Source organism: Cupriavidus basilensis, from assembly GCF_000876015.1.
GTDB lineage: Bacteria > Pseudomonadota > Gammaproteobacteria > Burkholderiales > Burkholderiaceae > Cupriavidus > Cupriavidus basilensis_B.
Genome location: NZ_BBQM01000016.1, coordinates 1 through 15,066 on the forward strand (window position 1 = coordinate 1; position 15,066 = coordinate 15,066).

Genomic DNA, 15,066 nt, shown 5'->3' on the forward strand with positions numbered 1-15,066 from the left:
GATTCCGTCTTGCTCGATTCCACGCGCGACAGGATGTAGCTGACGGCCCGCGATACCAGTTCAGGGATCTTCAACTCGGCCTTGATGCTGATGCGTGCAGCGGCGATCTTGCTATCCGAGTTCTCGCGGCTCAGCTCGCCGGACATTTCCACAGAGGCGAAGCGGCTATCGGCCGGTGCGTAATAGCCAAACACGTCGAGCGGGAATTCGCAGGCATGGAATCCGCGTTCGCACGCCTCGATCTTTCCGTCGATCTCGAACGTCTCACCGACCGCATACTGCACGCGCTGGCCACCACTGGGATGGCATACGAAGTCCTTGTTGAAGCCCTTGTAGGCTGTTACGACGCACTCACCTTGCTCGACGGCAACCTTCTCAATTTGCTGATTCGCTGCGGTGTCTTCCATCTGCATCTCCATCGGTCTTGGCTCTGCGTGTGCAGTGCCGATGGAGAAAACTATACACCAATGAATAGATAAATCAATACGCAAATGAATAGTTCGGGACCCAACTTCGGAGGGGCAGGGCGGCGGGCGCCTAGCCCATGGGTTTCCTGTCTACTTTGTTGCGATGGCGCTGGCCTGGGCAGCGATGGCGAGTTTCCGGATAGTGTCGCCCAAGAGTTCCATAGCCTGGTCCCGGATATGAGGGAAGGCGGTAACGAGACGCACCAATAGGTCCAGTATGGACCGAACTACGAGGAGAGGGTCATCCGCATACAGCCCTCCGATGTTGGCCTGATAGGAGCCCCCGTAACCGTGCTGAAACGTGATGCGGTCTTCAGCCGGGTCGTCGTCCGGCGGGCGCGCCCGTACCTGCTGTCTCACCGTCCGCCCCTTCCGGAAGGCTGACATCTGAATGATGTTGTCCATGACCCCTGCTCTCTTTTTTATGGGCAAGAGTCGGTCTTGCCTTTCAGGCAGATTACGGGGAGGGCTGATACTAGGGCACCCCCCCGCGGTTGGGAGGCAGATGGCTCTGTCGCCAAGCGGCAGAGGTACCGCTACAGATGCAAAAGCCCGCCTTGCGGGCGGGCCTTGCTGCCGTTCGGTTCGAGGCTAGAAGCCGTAGTTGCGGCGCTGCTGGCCCGGCTGGCTGGGCGGTTGCCCATAGGACTGGTTGTACTGCGGCGGGTTACTGTACTCGTCCTTCTGGTGCCCACGCTGGCCCGTGTAGGGATTTACCCCACCATACTGGTTGTTCTCGGCATTGTAGTTGTTGGAGCGCAACTGATCGGGGTTGGACCGCATGTGACCCTCGCGGTAGTTGCCGTTTTTGTCGATGGAGGGGCGGACGTAGGTTTGGGCGCTCGCGCTAGTGGCACAAACAAGTAGCGCGGCGAGAATGGCGGCTGTTCTCATTTTGTATCCTATGTCACCAAGAATCGGTAGATACCGTAGATAAGGAAACCCATTGCGATATATGTGCCGAACGGAACGAAGCCTATAACCAGTAACGCAATGACTAGCGCGAAAATATGCCAAACGCCCAAGGCAGCAGCAACGCCTTCGGTCACGGCTCCCAGAACGAAGATGCCAAAAATCATAGTCCCAATAAGCATTGGGAGCCCGCTAGCTGATGCTGATCTGGCTAGCTCTTGGAATTTCTTGACCTTCCCGAACTGCATGTCCGCCCCCGGTATTTATTTTCTCTAGGTCCAATCAGCTAACTGGCCGCCTGCTGGGCGACACATTTGAAAGTCAATTCGGATTCAAGCGGGGTCCAGCCCCGCGCACCGTGGGTCTTCATATCGACCTGCTCCATCTGCTTTCCCTGTTCCTTGCAATAGGCATCGGCGCGCCGAAGGCTGCTCGCTTTGATCTCTTGCCAGGAATCGACGCCGCCCATGTGTCGGGTGCCAACGGTGTAGTTGCCGTTCCCGGCCGGACTGACATCCGAAACAGTGGTGCAGCCGGCGAGAACCATGCCGATCGCCGCTACCCCCAAGATTCTTGCTCTCATTTTTTGACCCCGTTACAGATCATGAGAAGGTAGCGCGATAAGCCTTTGTTTGGCTCCCCGCCAAAGTGGGGCTACTTTGTCTTGCGGTTGCGGCCTTCCTTGGGTTCGGGATGGAGGCCGCTGATCTGGATGCCCCTTTTCTTGCGAGCAAACACAGGCTGATCTTCATCGCCAACTCCCTCGTCGGGAGGGCTGCTGCGCAGATCTTGAAGTAGGCCAAGAGCCTTGGACAGCGCGCTGTCGGATAACCCAGCAAGGATGGCGGTGGCCTGGGCGATCTGCATTTCGCGGAGGACGCTGGCACGCTCCGTAATCTCATCGGCCGCCGGCGCCGCCAGATGCACTACCGCGGAAGATTCCCCTGTGTACTGAACGGGATCATCCGGGCCATCTGCTAGCCAGGTAGTAGTAACCCCTAGAGCGGCGGCCAGCTTCTTCACCGTGGACAGTTCCGGTGTGTCTGTCCTGCCCTTCAATACGCGAGCGATAGTTGGCTGCGGTACGCCGGATAGGCGGCTCAAGGCGCTCTGACCCTTGATCTTGCGCTCGCTCATCATCCGGTCGATTCGTGTTGCGATTCCCATGCGTGAGATATACGTGCGCGTATAGATGGGCGTCAAATCTCTATTCATGTGTGCATTGACAATCTATTCATTCGTGTATAGATTTGCAGGCATGGACAAAACACATCAAGCCAAGCTCGCCGAGATCAAGGCGCGAACGGACCTCAGCGAAGTCGCCTTGGCCCGCAAGCTTGGCGTCTCCCAGCCGACGGTGAATCGCATCCTCAAGGGTCAAGCCGACTGCAAGGGGAGCACGTTGGTCGCCATTGACCAGTTGCATGCCAGCGTGTTCGGTGTAGGCGCCAAAACCGGCGCTAGCCCGGCGGTCGCCGAGGCGTCGTGATCAGGGCTTGCGCGATGGCCCGGCCACCGATCCCCCAAGCACCTGCGCAAGGTTCTGCAGGTCCGCAAGCAACTGCTGCGTGGACCGAATGCATGCCTCAACCGCAGCTCGCTGATCGAAGGCCGGGCTGCCTTGTTCGTAAGGCTCTCCAATCCCATTCGCCAGCCACTCGGCTGACACGCCAAGGGCTCGTGCAATCGCAGTTGTGTGCTTGCTTCCCTTCGCATTGCGGTCAGGGCTGCATAGGTGCTGGATGGACTGCGGACGAATGCCGACCCGCGACGCAAGCGCGCGACCGGAGGTTGGCGGCTGCGTCCGCGCCATTGCCCAACGGAGCCGTTCGCCAAAGGTGTACATGCGCCCGAGTTTGTCACCGGACCTATGCAGGTTTGTCTGCTTTTTCGTATCAGACGGCTCTGTCGCTTGCGACGGGCCGGCGCCGTACCCCGCCGCGAGGTTGACCCGCTCGCGGCTTCCTCCCCGCGTCTTGGCGCGGGGGCTTTTTATACCCGTTGCTCGATAGCCAGATGACCCCGATCCAGATTCCAGCGAATGCAGCACCGCGGACTGCGAGGCAGATGGCCTTCGAGCTTGCGCAAGGGCTGTCCGCCATGTGCGGCCGGCACCAAGCAGGGCAGGGAGGTCAGGCGCCATTTACAGCGCGCCGGCCTGTAGTAGTTCGAGGTGTTCGCCGACTTCCGCGAGCGCTTCGGCAGTTTCGTCCAGCAGCATCGCGTGCTCAGCCGGATGCAGATTTCCTTCGTGGACGGACTCGCGCATGGATTCCAGGTGCTCCCGCACAAGGCGGGGCGCGTCATCACCATGCCGGTCCGAGTAGAGACGCAGCACGAGCTGCCGCACGAGGAAAAGTTGCAGCCGCAGGTTTCGATCTTCGAGATCGCGCGCGCTCAGTGGCATGGCCTTTTGGCTCGCTGCGTGCTGCTGTTCCATCCACTACTCCTTTTTGATGATCCGGGGATCAGATGCACGAACTTGACGAGATGCTTATGGCCCGAGCCCCCTACACGCATCCACTTGGAAAGCTGACGCATGAGTCGAGAACGCTTCTGCCGGAGTGCGTCGGCGAAAAGCTCGTGACCACAGCCGCAGCCCTAGGCATGACCGAGGCGGAATTGACCCGCGACATCCTTTGCCAGTGGGGCTTCGGTGACCTCATGGACAAGATAGCGCAGGAACGGCGCCGAATCACTGCGGTGAAACCGGCAGGAATCGGCGGCCAAGAAAAGTAAGGCGCCGCGAGGCACGCAAAAACACCACGGCGCCGGGCGCGCCACTATATCCGGGGGCGGAAAGAATGGAACAGATCAGGTCGCGAGCAGCGATTCGGGAAGAGGGTGCGCAGGCTGCGCGCGAGGGCAAGTCGTTCGATGCATGCCCGTCGATATACGGCGAGGAGGCAGCCCTCGAATGGAAGGCGGGCTACCTGCATGCGCAGACGCAGGTCGGTGGCGACGAGTTCAGGACACGGCAGGGCCGGCAACTGGCTGCGATGCTCGAGCGGGCCGGCGGGGTGGCGGCATGAAGGTCTATATCGCCGGCCCGATGACGGGCATTCCGAACCTGAATTTTCCCGCCTTTCACGAGGCTGCCAGCCGACTGCGCGCAGAAGGGCACCACGTCGTGAATCCGGCCGAAATCAATGCCGACCCCAGTGCGGGATGGCTCGAATGCATGCGCGCTGACATCCGTGAAATGGTCACGTGCGAGGCGATCTTTCTTCTCCCTGGCTGGGAGTTGTCGCGGGGTGCGACGCTGGAGCGCCATATCGCGGAGCGATTGGGCTTCGTCATTCTGGCCGCCGATGAGGTGGCAGCGTGACGCTACTTTGGATCAAACCGATCAAACGGATTGGCTTCACACATCAGCGGACCTGGTCCATTAGGGCGGCAGACACGGTGCGTCCAACGGTCAAAAAAGAAGACCCCTCCACTGTTTGGCTGGATGGCCTCGTAGCGGAAGAAATGAGCAACAGCGACCAGCGCAAGCATGATGACAACGGCGATAGCTATTCCGACTCGCATGTCCGACCCTCCTTTTTCGGAGGAATCGTAGCATGCTGACCAACCACTGCTACCAAGGCGACTGCCGCGCCGTCATGCGAGAGTGGCCGGCTGCCCTCGCGGATGCGTGCATCACCGACCCACCTTATGGTGACACGAGCCTGGAATGGGATCGCCGCTGCGATGGTTGGGTAGCTGAGGTCGCTCGCGTGCTTAAGCCTTCGGCATGCATCTGGGTGTTCGGAAGTATGCGTTTCATTGCCACACTGTTCGCCGATATGGAGGCCGCAGGCTTTCGCTATGGCCAGGACATTGTCTGGCAAAAACAGAACGGAACCGGCTTCCATAACGACCGATTCCGACGCGTGCACGAGCATGCCATCCAGTTTTACCGCGGCGCGTGGGCCGACTTGTACCGTGATGTGCAGCACACGATGGATGCGCGGGCAAAGGTAGTGCGGAAACAAGCAACGCCGGCGCGCTGGCATGGAGTCACCGGGGCGACGACTTATGTGTCCGAGGAGGGTGGCCCTCGGATCATGCGCAGCGTTATCGATGTTGCCAACGAGCACGGCCGCGCACTGCATCCGACGCAGAAGCCGCTCGGAATTCTCGCTCCGCTGATCTCCTACTCAGTGCCGAGGGGTGGCCTCGTAGTGGATCCATTTATGGGCAGTGGTTCCACCGGCATTGCAGCTGAGATGCTAGGCCGCTGCTGGCTGGGTGCCGAGCTGAACCCCGAATACATCGCGCTGCAGTCCGAGCGCATGCGGCAGCCTGGGCTGGTGTTGGAGGTAGAGCCATGCTGACTCGTCGCACACCCCTCAAGGCCGGCGCGCCTCTCCAACGTCGCACGCCGCTGCGCTCCACGACCTGGCTGAAGCAGACCGCCGGCTTGGTGCCAAGCCCCTTCAAGAAGAAGTCCCGCAAGAAGCCGCGCAAGGCGGAGCGGGACTATCTCGGGCACGTGGTCTCCCTCGGTTGCGCCGTCTGCCGACGGCTGGGCCTGGGTGCCACGCCAGCGGAGGTACATCACCCGCGCAAGGGCACTGGCATGGCCCAGCGTGCGCCCCACCGCGACGCGATTCCGCTTTGCACCGAACACCACCGCGGCGACACCGGGGTGCATGGGCTCGGCGTGAAGCGCTTTGCCTTGGTCTACGGATTCGATGAGGCCGACTTGACGGCGGAGACGCAAACGCTGCTCGTGGCCTATCTGCCGCCATCGGAGTCCGAAAGGCAATGAGGCGCCCTTCTTTCCAGTTCTACCCAGGCGACTGGCAGTCCAACACGAACCTGCGCCGCTGCAACCATGCTGAGAAGGGCGTATGGCTCGACGTCATGTGCCTGCTCCATGACTCTGAAGAATACGGCGTGCTGCGTTGGACCTTGAAGGAAATTGCCCAAGCTGTTGGCTGCCGATTGGTCGACCTGAAGGCGCTTTTGACAAAGGGCGTGCTGAAGGGCGCGGACGTCGGTGCCTCGTGCGAGGCATTCATCTATACCCCCAGATCGGGCCGCAAGAATGGCGATCCGGTGACGCTCATTGCCGCGCAAGAGGGCCCTGTCTGGTACTCGTCGCGCATGGTCCGCGATGAATACGTGCGCACCATTCGCGGTGAATCCTCCCGCTTTGGTGATGGCAATGATGATGCATCGAAGGGGCGCCAAATCAAAGGCAATGGTGAGCCACCAAAGGGCGCACCTAACCCCCCCTTTGGTGACGGCTCTTCTACTGCATCTGCATCTTCACCTTCGGGAACTACTCCCGTTCCTGACGGAACGGACGCTGGCGCGTCGCCAGCAATGCCTGCCGGGTTGGATGCGAAGGACGCGATTTTTCAGGTCGCCGTTCCGTGGATGGTTGAGCGAGGCGTACCGGACAAGAGCGCCCGGTCTCTGCTGGGCGGAGCGATGAAGCAGTTCGGGGACGATGGCGCGTGGGACCTAGCACAGCGCCTCATGCGGGAGCGGCCGATGGAGCCAGCGGCATGGCTAGCCGGGGCAATCAACAAGAGCATGGGCAAGGGAGCGAGTAAGCATGGAAACTTCAGCAAGCAGGACTATCGCGCGGGCGTTAGTGAAGATGGCGCCTTCTGAGTGGCTTCGCAACCGGGCGACCGAGTTGCGCAAGTGCGACGAGCACGGTGAGTACACGGCTATGCAGACGCCGGTGAAGTCATGGACGATCTGCCCGAGGTGCCTTGAGGTTGCGGACAAGCAGGGCGATGCGCAACGTAGGGTCGAGATCGCGCGCGAATGGGCGGAACGCCGCACGCAGCAACTACTGGGGCGGGCAGCCATTCCGGCTCGCTTCGAGGATCGTCGTCTGGCGAATTACGCGCCGACCTGCGAGCAGGCATGGCGTGCCCTGGCCGTGGCCAAGGAGTACGCGGACAACTTCGAGGTCAAACTTGAAGGCGGATGCGGCCTGATTCTTTGTGGCGGCGTCGGTACCGGCAAGACTCATCTTGCCGTCGGCATTGCGCACGAAATCATGATGCGCGGTTTGTCGCCGGTCTTCACTTCGGTGATGGGGGCTGTGCGTGCAGTCAAGGAGACCTACGGCCGTGACTCGGCGATGACCGAGCGGGACGCCATCCGCACCTTCATCAAGCCGGATCTGCTGATCCTTGATGAAGTGGGTGTCCAGTTCGGCAGCGACACGGAAAAGCTGATCCTCTTCGAGATCATCAACGGCCGGTATGAGGAGGTGAAGCCAACAATCGTTATCAGCAACTTGGCCAAGGAAGCGCTGGCCCAGTTCCTCGGCGAGCGCTCATTCGACCGGCTACGCGAGGGCGGCGGCCGCCTGGTTGTTTTCGACTGGCCCAGTTACCGGAGGCAGGCATGAGCGCAGTTTCCTTTGTGGGTACGGACGCCGTAACGCGCGAGATGCTGCTCGGGCCTGAGTTTCGGAACATCGAGGTGATCGACTTCGATTGCCCGCACGGCATCGTTATCGTCCGGATCATCATCAACCTAAAAGTGGTGGTCCTCTACGGTGATCCTCAAGAAGCGCTTCTGAATTACCTGCGGGTCTCCACTGGGCCGACCGAGCTGGGGCGCGCATGACCGTCACCTGTATCACCTGCGCCCATTTCACCATGAAGCCCCGCAAAGGCCCTGCGGTAGCCCATCTCACAGCAAGCGACATCGTGCATGCCAAGGTGGGCATGGGTAGATGCGAACTGGAGACGCTGACATTGAGGTGGACTGCAGCAGAAACCGAACTGGAGTGCGGCAAGCACGTTGCCGTGACCGAAGAACAGGCGGCGGCGCGCCGCGAATGGATCAGGAGCAAGGCATGACCTGGACGCATGACGGCCTAGCCGAGGACCTGGCTGCGCATCTCCGCAGCAACACCGACCGCATGGTCTGGACGGACATGCAGCTCGGGGCCATGCACAGCAGCCGGCCGGATGTCTATGCGCTGCCGAAGAGTTACAGCCGCTTCCAGCCCATTGCTTACGAGTGCAAGGTGTCGATGTCCGATTTTCGCTCGGATGTGACCAAGGGCAAGTACACCGACTATCTCGCGTTTGCCAGTGGAGTGGTGTTTGCATGCCCGGCCGGCCTGCTCAAGAAAGAGGATGTCCCACACGGGGCGGGGTTGATGGTTCGAGGCCCCGATGGGTGGCGGTCGCTCAAGAAGCCGGCATTGACCAAATGCGACACGCTGCCGCGCGATGCGTGGATGAAGTTGCTGATCGATGGCGCACGCCGTGACATCCAGCGGCAGGAACTGCAAAAGGATCGCGCGTGGCGGTCGCTCAACGAGTATCAGACGCTACAAAAAATCCGCGCCGAGTTTGGGGCAGTGGTTGCGGCTGCGATCAGCGACCACCGAAACGGGACCACTCATCGGCTGGCCAGCCTCAAGGTCGAGATCATGAAGCAGACGGCGATGCTGGAGGCCGACTTAGCGCACATCGAGGAAAAGCGCCGAGCAGCGCGCAAGCGAGTTGACGATCAATGTTCGGAGCTGCTGTCCGCACTTGCCGCAGTCGTTGGCATGGAGCCGGATGCTGGTCGGGTGTACGAGATGGGCGCGCGCCTGCGGGACATGATTGCGCTGGCACAAGCTGATACCACGGTGAAGGAACTGCGCAGGATCATCCGTGGGATGCAGCTCAGTTTCAATCAATTTCGAGAAACTGAGGCGATCATCGATGCGACGCAAGTCGGCGAGAAGGCGGCTGCATGAGCGACATCCGCCAACTACCGGTTCAAGGAGTGGCGGCTCGGCCGGCCCCCAAAAAGATCGTCCGCCCCTGCGAGTACGGAATGTACAACGCAGTCAAGGACATGGAGACGCAGATGGGCAGCGTCGAAGCATACAACCGCCTCTGCGAATGGGCTGCGCACCTGAAAGCCAAGATCGATGCTGGAGAAGCCGTCCAGCAGCACGCCATGTGGGCGACCGATCCGAAGTTCATCTATCCCGCTGATGGGCTGCAGCCATGAGCAAGAAACCACGATGGACTCTCGATGGTTATCTAGCCGCACATCGTGCGATCTGGTCCGCGCCTACGGCGCCATCTAAGGCTGATCGCGCGGCGGCTGTCGTGAGGCGCACCCAGGCACTGGGCCGGCTCAAGACCGGCCAGATGAACAAGGGTGAGGCCCGCTACGCCGTCTACCTGGACGAGCAAAAGCTAGCTGGCGCGGTGCTGTGGTGGAAGTTCGAGGCCGTGAAGTTGATGATCGCGCCGAACACCTCGATCACCGTGGACTTCGCGGTGATGCTTGCCTCGGGCGTGATCGAGCTGCGGGACTACAAGGGCGCGAAGGCGATGGTCACGGACGATGCGCGCGCCAAGATGAAGGTGGCTGCCGCGCAGTTCCCGTTCGTCTTCAAGTTCATCTACCCCGCTGGGAAGGTTGGATCCGGATGGCTCGAGGAGGAAATCTGATGGATGACGTCATGAATGCATTTGTGCTGGCCGTTGTGATCGCGATGGTGGCGATCACGGTGGGGTTCGCGCGATGAAGTGTGCGAACTGCGGTGGCGCCAACCACACGGCGCCGAATTGCCCTTGGACCCGCTGCGTGCGGATTGCGAGGCCCTGATGGCCGGCACGAAGAAGCCCCGCAGGGCCCACCGCCCGCGCGAGATCCGCAACGACATCCCGGCGATGTTGTTCGAGAGCGACCAGCCATTGCCGGACCACCAGCGCGCCAGCATCCTGATCGCTGCCCATGCCTCTGTGTCCGCACTCGCGCGCGGCAGCGCCACGAAGGATGACTGGCACACCATCGTCAACGCCATGAACGCCTCTCAAGTCTTATGCGAAGGCGCTGGCAACAAGGAGGTGGGCTTGACCGTCATCCACGCTGCCCAAAACGCCATGATCGAAGTCGGCGAGCGCTGCAAGCAGATCGGCAGGCTTGGTGTCTCGGGCGATGGGTTACGCGCGATCAACGAGGCAATGGCGCTCTACGAGCAGTTGCTGGAGACGGTGACGAAGCGGCAATTCACGACCGCAATCAAAGAGGCCGACCGCCGCATCAAGGCCGGCAACGTGGTGCGGTTGAAGCGCGAGGGAACTCGCAGGATGAGCGCGGCCGGGCTGGCTGTGTAACTGGAGGCGGCATGGAGATTGTGAATGTGAAGGTCAGTCTGGATGACGTCATCCGGTACTACGTCGAGGGGTTCAAGTTGGAAGGGAACAAAACACTCTTTAGGTATGAGGCGTTCGTTGACCCCTCAAAGCGAGTGGTTTGGATCGAGGCCACCCTAAAGGACTCTTCTACAGAGCAGGCGGACGATGAGTGATCTTGACCAAATCGAAGCGGCCGCCCGCGCCGCCGGCTACGAGACGCGCCGCTACCGTGTGCGCGAACTGGAGGTCGTCCATATCGGGGTGGGCGATCAATGGGCGCTGTTCGATCCTCGCCGCAGCGACGTGGATGCGCTCAGGCTGATGGTCGACTGCCGCCTCAACGTCGGCGTGGGCGAGCGCAGGGTGACTGCTACCGCCTACCCCGGCGGTGTGGCGCTGACCGTCATCGAGGATGCCGGGGATAACCGCGCGGCAGCTACCCGCATCGCAATCACGCGCGCTGCTGAGGCGCTGTATCTGCACAGGCAGGCAAAGGAGCAAGCGCAATGGTAGATGGTGATATGTACGGCGAGGGCGTCATGACGGTCACGGCCGCATGGTTCGCATGGCGCCCGGTCCGTCTCGGCGCCGGGCGCTGGGCATGGCTTCAGCGGGTGAGGAGAATCAGAACGAAGGCTTTGTGGCGCGATTGCCGCACCATCTACCAGCCGATTGAGTGACCGAAATCCACCGCGAATTCGTCCTCCGCGGCCGCGCGGACTGGCAAGAGGTGGTAGCCACCGTCCGGGCTGCCGGCCCGGCGATGGCGGAGCGGGGCACACCGCTGCGCTTGGTCTTGGTCGACGAGTCGCAAGACAGGCTGGAAGAACAGGTGAAATTTTACTGGTCGGCGGTGATCGAGCCCATCGCCGAGCAGGTGTGGATCGGCGGCCGGCAGTTCTCGGCGAAGGCATGGCACGTCGAGATGAAGGAACGCTTCCTGCCGGTGCGCGAGATGCGCATGCCGGACGGGACGGTAAGGATGGTGGCGCCATCGATCGCGCGCGGCGAGATCACCGTGGGCGCCATGTCCGAATACACAAAGAAGGTAGCCGCGCATGCCGCGAGCGAACTAGGGGTGCAGTTTGATTAACCCGGGTCCCTTTCAGGGGCGGGAAGATGGGCGTACATGCCAAGCGGCGCGCTGCCTGGGAGGCGGCGGGCCAGTTGACATTGCAGTTGGAGGTTCGGGCGCGGACGCATCGTGAGCGGATACTGGAGGTGCTGGCCGAGAGCAATGATTTTCTCGTCGGCCAGGAGGTGGCGCGGCGGGCCGGGCTGCCGTACAAGCCGGCACTGGACGCGCTGACCTACCTGTACAACGATGGGAAGATCGCGCGGGTAGGGCGGAAATTCACGGCGCGCTGGGGGCGGATGACGCTGGTCCAGCGGGACACTGGATACACTAACCTTGAGGCGTTTTTCCGTGGTGTAGGCGGCCGAGTCGAATAGCGGCAGCGCCCTATAATTAAGACCTCAATGCCCCGTAGATAGCCCGGGAACCCAGCCGATGGGAGGTCATGAGGCCTGCAATGCCGCAAGCAGGCGAAGGATCGGCAAAGATGGCGCCGCAGGCGGGACAGCCGCCAAAGCATCCTGCCTGCCTTCATGCATGGTGATTGCATCCGGTACGCGAAATCCGGTTATCTGCCTGCCCGTCGCGGGGCAATGAAATTGGCAGAGAGGTCCATGAGGGCCGCAGTAGTCACCATCCGTGAAGACCCACCCTGAGATGGGGCATTGAGGTGCGCTAGTTGTCTGTCGTGAGCGCGCGGAGCCCTGAGACAGACTTACCCGAGGCGCTTGCTGGGCTGAAGAATCGGGGACGCGGCATAGCTAAAACCCAGCACTCTCACGCATGGCGATTGGGCCGAGTTGCGCCAACGTCGGGTAGCGCACGGTACAGGACCGTGTATCTGCGTCCGGCGGATCAATCGCCAGCCGCGAGGGAATGCGCAGGCTGATGCGCTAAAACCTAGCAGTCGGACGATGCGGATAGCTGTGGCCTGAAAAACTGTCCCAGAGCCTGCGGTGGCAAAGGGCATGAGCGTCAAGCCGGATCGGGTGTAATGGCCAAACGACACGCAAGCCGGAGACCAGCGCCGGCCCCTCACCCAAGCCCTGCCTCGTGCGGGGCTTGTTCTTTTCTGCTTCGCCTCGAATAGTTCACCGCCCAATACCATCGTCTCATTCTCAACCGAGTGAGACGACAATGCCCCGATTCCCCAAGAGCCACGCGTTGCAAGACCGCTTGCGCATGGCTATCTGGCTGCTGTTCGGCCTGGCCTTCTATGTCGCCGTGTTGCTGATCGACGGCACCCGATTCCCGACCGTGCAGGTCACGCTCCAGAAACTGGGCCACGTCACCACGTTCGCGTGGGTGGGCTACTGGATTGCCCGGCAGGCGCTGGGCCGGGTGTACGCCGCCAGCAGCTCGCAGGACCGGCTGGCGCGCGCCATCGTGATCGCTGGCGTGATCATCGCTGGCTTGACGGGGCTCTGATCATGGCAAAGATCCTCTCATTCCTCTGCTTCTTCTTCCACCCCGTCGCGCTCGCCATCGATCTGATGGTCCTGCTTGTGTGGTCATCCATCGGCCTGATCGGTACCCCTGCAAGCAGCGGGCGCCCGTACACGTGGACCACCTCGGCGGCGCTTCTGGTTGTCCTGTTGACGCTGTTCTTGCTCGGGCGCTGGGCCGGGCGGCTGGCGGAGCGTGAGCGGGCGCGGAAGATCCGCGATGGCCTGGTCGATCTGGTGCAGGCAATCCGGAGTGCACTATGAGCGACCAAGCCATCGAGCAGGAAATCCAAGCCAAGGGCAAGACCGCGCCGCGTGTCACGCCGGCCGACATCGAAGCGAACATCGACAGCGAGCACTATTTCACGGCGGCCGACGGCATCGACGGCGGCATAGTTGCTGGCTACAGGTATCCGGGTCCGCTCGACCTGCTGACCTTCTGCGTGCTGGTGTTGCGCAACGGCTTCACCGTGACCGGCGAGTCGGCCTGCGCCAGCCCGGAGAACTTCGACGCCGAGATCGGTCGCAAGATCGCCCGCGCGAACGCTGTGCAGAAGGTGTGGTCGCTGATGGGCTATGCCCTGCGGGAGCGCCTTCACCAAGCAGCCGAAGCCCAGCCGGAACAGCAGGAGCCGCCGGCCATCCCCGCCGAAGACCGCGCACTGCCGGCCGACACGGAGCTGACGCCGCCGGCGCCCGAGTCGGTGGAGTGGCGGCCGCGGATCGGCAACACCGTCATCCACAAGGGCTACATCACCAACGGCGCCGACGAACACCCAGCCATGATCACCCGGGTACATGGCGTGGGCGAGGGCGCGCTGGTCAACGTGACCGTGTTCCCTGACATGCAGTCGCCCAAGGTCTACGCCAGCATCCCGGTCTACACCAGCCGCAAGGCCGCTCGCGAAGCCTTGGCCGGCCCGTCGCGCGCCAACGGCTACGCATACCGGGACGAGTGATGAGCACACGCGCCTCTCGCGCCCGTCGGACGGCCGCCCCCGCCAACCCCAAGGCGTGGATGCGCCGTGGCGCCATCGTCGCGCTGCTGATCCTGGCTGAACTCTACCTGCTCGCGGCGCTCGCCTGCGCCCAGATCCCGCCGGCGGCGAACCAGTACCGCCAGGCCATCGCCCGCGAGACGGCTTTCCGTTTCGGCGTGACCGGCCCGGTGCCCGTGGTCGCCGCCCAGATCATGCAGGAGAGCAAGTTCAACCCGCTGGCGCGCAGCCAAGTGGGCGCCCAGGGGCTGATGCAGTTCATGCCGACCACGGCGGAATGGGCCGGCCAGGCTGGGGTGGATGGCCCGGTGCAGCCCCTGAACCCGCAGTGGAGCATCCGCGCCGGGGTCTGGTACGACCGCTGGCTGTACGACCGCGTGAAGGTGGCTGAAACCGAATGCGACCGCTGGGCATTCGCCCTATCGGGATACAACGGCGGGAGCGGATACGTCAACAAGCGCCAGAAATTGTCCGCGCGCCCGGGCAGTTGGGCGGAGACGGGACAGATCAACCCCGGCATCCACCCGGCGAACCAGCGCGAGAACCAAGCCTACCCGCACCAAATCCTGGGCCGCTGGCAGCCGTTGTTCAAGACCTGGGGCCGTCCGGTCGCATATCCATGCTGAGCCGCATCCTATCGATCCCCCTCTGGAAGGCCCTCGCGCTCATGACCATCGCATTTCTGGTCGGCGCCGCCGGCGGCATGCTGTACATGGCCATGCGCCAGGCCGCCCAGGCCGGCGCCGAGAAGACCGTCGGGAAAGTCGCCACCCAGGCCGTGCAGGTGGCGGACGCTGCACAGGTCAAGCAACTCCGGCAACAACTCGCCGCGGCGAAGAGCGAAGCGGCGACCTTCCAATCCCAACTCGCGGAGGCCGCCAGTGCGAATCCTGCCCCTACTGCTTGCCGCCTCCCTGACGGGTTGCGGGACGACCTTAACCGTTAGGTTCCCGCCGGTGCCGGCGGAACTCAAACAGCCGTGCGGCAGCGCCATTTTCCAGTCGCTCACCACGGCTGACCAGTACGACCTAGCCGCACGCTTAGGAGAAGCAA

Annotated in this window: 29 protein-coding genes; 23 read left to right on the forward strand and 6 right to left on the reverse strand. The window is 62.2% G+C overall.

Going from position 1 to position 15,066, the window contains the following annotated elements:
• The 5 genes from KF708C_RS16315 to KF708C_RS16340 form a co-directional block, all read right to left on the reverse strand.
• The coding region (locus KF708C_RS16315; protein ID WP_441602285.1) for a DUF7666 domain-containing protein at positions 1-407 on the reverse strand (407 nt) is incomplete at its 3' end.
• A gap of 150 nt (positions 408-557) precedes the next feature.
• Positions 558-872, reverse strand: a complete 315-nt coding sequence (locus tag KF708C_RS16320; RefSeq protein WP_059412621.1) for a hypothetical protein — start codon at positions 870-872, stop codon at positions 558-560.
• Between the two features lie 186 nt (positions 873-1,058).
• On the reverse strand, positions 1,059-1,361 hold the full coding sequence (locus KF708C_RS35700) for a hypothetical protein (RefSeq protein WP_156173848.1): 303 nt from the start codon (positions 1,359-1,361) through the stop codon (positions 1,059-1,061).
• A gap of 304 nt (positions 1,362-1,665) precedes the next feature.
• A complete protein-coding gene (locus KF708C_RS16335; protein WP_231586515.1) occupies positions 1,666-1,926 on the reverse strand; it encodes a hypothetical protein in 261 nt (86 codons plus the stop codon).
• A gap of 107 nt (positions 1,927-2,033) precedes the next feature.
• On the reverse strand, positions 2,034-2,582 hold the full coding sequence (locus KF708C_RS16340) for a helix-turn-helix domain-containing protein (protein WP_059412625.1): 549 nt from the start codon (positions 2,580-2,582) through the stop codon (positions 2,034-2,036).
• A gap of 55 nt (positions 2,583-2,637) precedes the next feature.
• On the opposite strand from KF708C_RS16340, the gene KF708C_RS16345 reads away from it, so the two are divergent.
• Positions 2,638-2,868, forward strand: a complete 231-nt coding sequence (locus tag KF708C_RS16345; RefSeq protein WP_059412626.1) for a helix-turn-helix transcriptional regulator — start codon at positions 2,638-2,640, stop codon at positions 2,866-2,868.
• A 654-nt stretch (positions 2,869-3,522) separates the two neighbouring features.
• Here KF708C_RS16345 and KF708C_RS16350 read toward each other — a convergent pair.
• Positions 3,523-3,819, reverse strand: coding sequence for a hypothetical protein (locus tag KF708C_RS16350; RefSeq protein ID WP_059412627.1), 297 nt, complete (start codon positions 3,817-3,819; stop codon positions 3,523-3,525).
• Positions 3,820-3,851: 32 nt separating this feature from the next.
• Here KF708C_RS16350 and KF708C_RS16355 point away from each other — a divergent pair, with 32 nt between their 5' ends.
• From KF708C_RS16355 to KF708C_RS16455, 22 genes are all read left to right on the forward strand, one after another.
• Positions 3,852-4,118 (forward strand): hypothetical protein, encoded by a 267-nt coding sequence (locus tag KF708C_RS16355; protein WP_059412628.1) that lies wholly within the window; start codon positions 3,852-3,854, stop codon positions 4,116-4,118.
• Positions 4,119-4,183: 65 nt separating this feature from the next.
• A complete protein-coding gene (locus KF708C_RS16360; RefSeq protein ID WP_059412629.1) occupies positions 4,184-4,411 on the forward strand; it encodes a hypothetical protein in 228 nt (75 codons plus the stop codon).
• A complete protein-coding gene (locus KF708C_RS16365) occupies positions 4,408-4,707 on the forward strand; it encodes a DUF4406 domain-containing protein (protein WP_059412630.1) in 300 nt (99 codons plus the stop codon). The genes KF708C_RS16360 and KF708C_RS16365 overlap by 4 nt, the downstream gene beginning before the upstream one ends.
• A gap of 235 nt (positions 4,708-4,942) precedes the next feature.
• Positions 4,943-5,698, forward strand: a complete 756-nt coding sequence (locus KF708C_RS16370; RefSeq protein ID WP_059412631.1) for a DNA-methyltransferase — start codon at positions 4,943-4,945, stop codon at positions 5,696-5,698.
• The gene (locus KF708C_RS16375; protein ID WP_082079604.1) at positions 5,692-6,135 is read left to right on the forward strand and encodes a Ref family recombination enhancement nuclease; all 444 of its coding nucleotides are present in this window, start codon (positions 5,692-5,694) and stop codon (positions 6,133-6,135) included. Before KF708C_RS16370 ends, KF708C_RS16375 begins: the two co-directional genes overlap by 7 nt.
• Entirely contained in the window at positions 6,132-6,989 is an 858-nt protein-coding gene (locus tag KF708C_RS36435; RefSeq protein WP_197090374.1) for a hypothetical protein, read from the forward strand. The genes KF708C_RS16375 and KF708C_RS36435 overlap by 4 nt, the downstream gene beginning before the upstream one ends.
• Entirely contained in the window at positions 6,931-7,743 is an 813-nt protein-coding gene (locus KF708C_RS16385; protein WP_231586516.1) for an ATP-binding protein, read from the forward strand. The genes KF708C_RS36435 and KF708C_RS16385 overlap by 59 nt, the downstream gene beginning before the upstream one ends.
• A complete protein-coding gene (locus KF708C_RS16390; RefSeq protein WP_059412634.1) occupies positions 7,740-7,964 on the forward strand; it encodes a hypothetical protein in 225 nt (74 codons plus the stop codon). Before KF708C_RS16385 ends, KF708C_RS16390 begins: the two co-directional genes overlap by 4 nt.
• Positions 7,961-8,200, forward strand: coding sequence for a hypothetical protein (locus KF708C_RS35705; protein ID WP_156173850.1), 240 nt, complete (start codon positions 7,961-7,963; stop codon positions 8,198-8,200). The genes KF708C_RS16390 and KF708C_RS35705 overlap by 4 nt, the downstream gene beginning before the upstream one ends.
• Positions 8,197-9,096 carry a hypothetical protein gene (locus tag KF708C_RS16395; protein WP_156173851.1) on the forward strand — a complete coding sequence of 300 codons (900 nt, stop codon included), beginning with the start codon at positions 8,197-8,199 and terminating at the stop codon, positions 9,094-9,096. Before KF708C_RS35705 ends, KF708C_RS16395 begins: the two co-directional genes overlap by 4 nt.
• Complete coding sequence (locus KF708C_RS16400) at positions 9,093-9,356, forward strand: hypothetical protein (RefSeq protein WP_156173852.1); 264 nt, start codon at positions 9,093-9,095, stop codon at positions 9,354-9,356. Before KF708C_RS16395 ends, KF708C_RS16400 begins: the two co-directional genes overlap by 4 nt.
• A 101-nt stretch (positions 9,357-9,457) precedes the next feature.
• Positions 9,458-9,805: a DUF1064 domain-containing protein gene (locus KF708C_RS16405; RefSeq protein WP_197090375.1), complete on the forward strand. Its 348-nt coding sequence runs from the start codon at positions 9,458-9,460 to the stop codon at positions 9,803-9,805.
• A 123-nt stretch (positions 9,806-9,928) separates the two neighbouring features.
• Positions 9,929-10,474 (forward strand): hypothetical protein, encoded by a 546-nt coding sequence (locus KF708C_RS16410; protein ID WP_156173853.1) that lies wholly within the window; start codon positions 9,929-9,931, stop codon positions 10,472-10,474.
• Between the two features lie 11 nt (positions 10,475-10,485).
• Positions 10,486-10,668, forward strand: a complete 183-nt coding sequence (locus KF708C_RS16415) for a hypothetical protein (protein WP_059412638.1) — start codon at positions 10,486-10,488, stop codon at positions 10,666-10,668.
• The gene (locus tag KF708C_RS16420) at positions 10,661-11,008 is read left to right on the forward strand and encodes a hypothetical protein (RefSeq protein ID WP_059412639.1); all 348 of its coding nucleotides are present in this window, start codon (positions 10,661-10,663) and stop codon (positions 11,006-11,008) included. The genes KF708C_RS16415 and KF708C_RS16420 overlap by 8 nt, the downstream gene beginning before the upstream one ends.
• A 163-nt stretch (positions 11,009-11,171) precedes the next feature.
• The gene (locus KF708C_RS16425; RefSeq protein WP_059412640.1) at positions 11,172-11,588 is read left to right on the forward strand and encodes a hypothetical protein; all 417 of its coding nucleotides are present in this window, start codon (positions 11,172-11,174) and stop codon (positions 11,586-11,588) included.
• Between the two features lie 26 nt (positions 11,589-11,614).
• The gene (locus KF708C_RS16430; RefSeq protein ID WP_059412641.1) at positions 11,615-11,947 is read left to right on the forward strand and encodes a hypothetical protein; all 333 of its coding nucleotides are present in this window, start codon (positions 11,615-11,617) and stop codon (positions 11,945-11,947) included.
• A gap of 805 nt (positions 11,948-12,752) precedes the next feature.
• A complete protein-coding gene (locus tag KF708C_RS16435; protein ID WP_156173854.1) occupies positions 12,753-12,998 on the forward strand; it encodes a hypothetical protein in 246 nt (81 codons plus the stop codon).
• A 2-nt stretch (positions 12,999-13,000) separates the two neighbouring features.
• Complete coding sequence (locus tag KF708C_RS16440; protein WP_059412643.1) at positions 13,001-13,279, forward strand: hypothetical protein; 279 nt, start codon at positions 13,001-13,003, stop codon at positions 13,277-13,279.
• Positions 13,276-13,974, forward strand: coding sequence for a Gp49 family protein (locus tag KF708C_RS37035; protein ID WP_082079605.1), 699 nt, complete (start codon positions 13,276-13,278; stop codon positions 13,972-13,974). The genes KF708C_RS16440 and KF708C_RS37035 overlap by 4 nt, the downstream gene beginning before the upstream one ends.
• Complete coding sequence (locus KF708C_RS16450; protein WP_156173855.1) at positions 13,974-14,639, forward strand: transglycosylase SLT domain-containing protein; 666 nt, start codon at positions 13,974-13,976, stop codon at positions 14,637-14,639. Before KF708C_RS37035 ends, KF708C_RS16450 begins: the two co-directional genes overlap by 1 nt.
• Positions 14,633-14,959, forward strand: coding sequence for a hypothetical protein (locus KF708C_RS16455; protein WP_059412645.1), 327 nt, complete (start codon positions 14,633-14,635; stop codon positions 14,957-14,959). Before KF708C_RS16450 ends, KF708C_RS16455 begins: the two co-directional genes overlap by 7 nt.
• Positions 14,960-15,066 lie beyond the last annotated feature (107 nt).

Excerpts from the sequence above, each read along its gene's own strand:
- KF708C_RS16450 (WP_156173855.1), top strand. The coding sequence starts at position 13,974 with ATGAGCACACGCGCCTCTCGCGCCCGTCGGACGGCCGCCCCCGCCAAC.
- KF708C_RS16345 (WP_059412626.1), top strand. The coding sequence starts at position 2,638 with ATGGACAAAACACATCAAGCCAAGCTCGCCGAGATCAAGGCGCGAACG.
- KF708C_RS16350 (WP_059412627.1), bottom strand. The coding sequence starts at position 3,819 with ATGGAACAGCAGCACGCAGCGAGCCAAAAGGCCATGCCACTGAGCGCG.
- KF708C_RS35705 (WP_156173850.1), top strand. The coding sequence starts at position 7,961 with ATGACCGTCACCTGTATCACCTGCGCCCATTTCACCATGAAGCCCCGC.
- KF708C_RS16365 (WP_059412630.1), top strand. The coding sequence starts at position 4,408 with ATGAAGGTCTATATCGCCGGCCCGATGACGGGCATTCCGAACCTGAAT.
- KF708C_RS16320 (WP_059412621.1), bottom strand. The coding sequence starts at position 872 with ATGGACAACATCATTCAGATGTCAGCCTTCCGGAAGGGGCGGACGGTG.
- KF708C_RS16360 (WP_059412629.1), top strand. The coding sequence starts at position 4,184 with ATGGAACAGATCAGGTCGCGAGCAGCGATTCGGGAAGAGGGTGCGCAG.
- KF708C_RS16415 (WP_059412638.1), top strand. The coding sequence starts at position 10,486 with ATGGAGATTGTGAATGTGAAGGTCAGTCTGGATGACGTCATCCGGTAC.
- KF708C_RS16385 (WP_231586516.1), top strand. The coding sequence starts at position 6,931 with ATGGAAACTTCAGCAAGCAGGACTATCGCGCGGGCGTTAGTGAAGATG.
- KF708C_RS16370 (WP_059412631.1), top strand. The coding sequence starts at position 4,943 with ATGCTGACCAACCACTGCTACCAAGGCGACTGCCGCGCCGTCATGCGA.
- KF708C_RS16420 (WP_059412639.1), top strand. The coding sequence starts at position 10,661 with ATGAGTGATCTTGACCAAATCGAAGCGGCCGCCCGCGCCGCCGGCTAC.
- KF708C_RS16395 (WP_156173851.1), top strand. The coding sequence starts at position 8,197 with ATGACCTGGACGCATGACGGCCTAGCCGAGGACCTGGCTGCGCATCTC.
- KF708C_RS16455 (WP_059412645.1), top strand. The coding sequence starts at position 14,633 with ATGCTGAGCCGCATCCTATCGATCCCCCTCTGGAAGGCCCTCGCGCTC.
- KF708C_RS35700 (WP_156173848.1), bottom strand. The coding sequence starts at position 1,361 with ATGAGAACAGCCGCCATTCTCGCCGCGCTACTTGTTTGTGCCACTAGC.
- KF708C_RS16440 (WP_059412643.1), top strand. The coding sequence starts at position 13,001 with ATGGCAAAGATCCTCTCATTCCTCTGCTTCTTCTTCCACCCCGTCGCG.
- KF708C_RS16390 (WP_059412634.1), top strand. The coding sequence starts at position 7,740 with ATGAGCGCAGTTTCCTTTGTGGGTACGGACGCCGTAACGCGCGAGATG.
- KF708C_RS16355 (WP_059412628.1), top strand. The coding sequence starts at position 3,852 with ATGCACGAACTTGACGAGATGCTTATGGCCCGAGCCCCCTACACGCAT.
- KF708C_RS16435 (WP_156173854.1), top strand. The coding sequence starts at position 12,753 with ATGGCTATCTGGCTGCTGTTCGGCCTGGCCTTCTATGTCGCCGTGTTG.
- KF708C_RS16400 (WP_156173852.1), top strand. The coding sequence starts at position 9,093 with ATGAGCGACATCCGCCAACTACCGGTTCAAGGAGTGGCGGCTCGGCCG.
- KF708C_RS37035 (WP_082079605.1), top strand. The coding sequence starts at position 13,276 with ATGAGCGACCAAGCCATCGAGCAGGAAATCCAAGCCAAGGGCAAGACC.
- KF708C_RS16430 (WP_059412641.1), top strand. The coding sequence starts at position 11,615 with ATGGGCGTACATGCCAAGCGGCGCGCTGCCTGGGAGGCGGCGGGCCAG.
- KF708C_RS16335 (WP_231586515.1), bottom strand. The coding sequence starts at position 1,926 with ATGGTTCTCGCCGGCTGCACCACTGTTTCGGATGTCAGTCCGGCCGGG.
- KF708C_RS36435 (WP_197090374.1), top strand. The coding sequence starts at position 6,132 with ATGAGGCGCCCTTCTTTCCAGTTCTACCCAGGCGACTGGCAGTCCAAC.
- KF708C_RS16375 (WP_082079604.1), top strand. The coding sequence starts at position 5,692 with ATGCTGACTCGTCGCACACCCCTCAAGGCCGGCGCGCCTCTCCAACGT.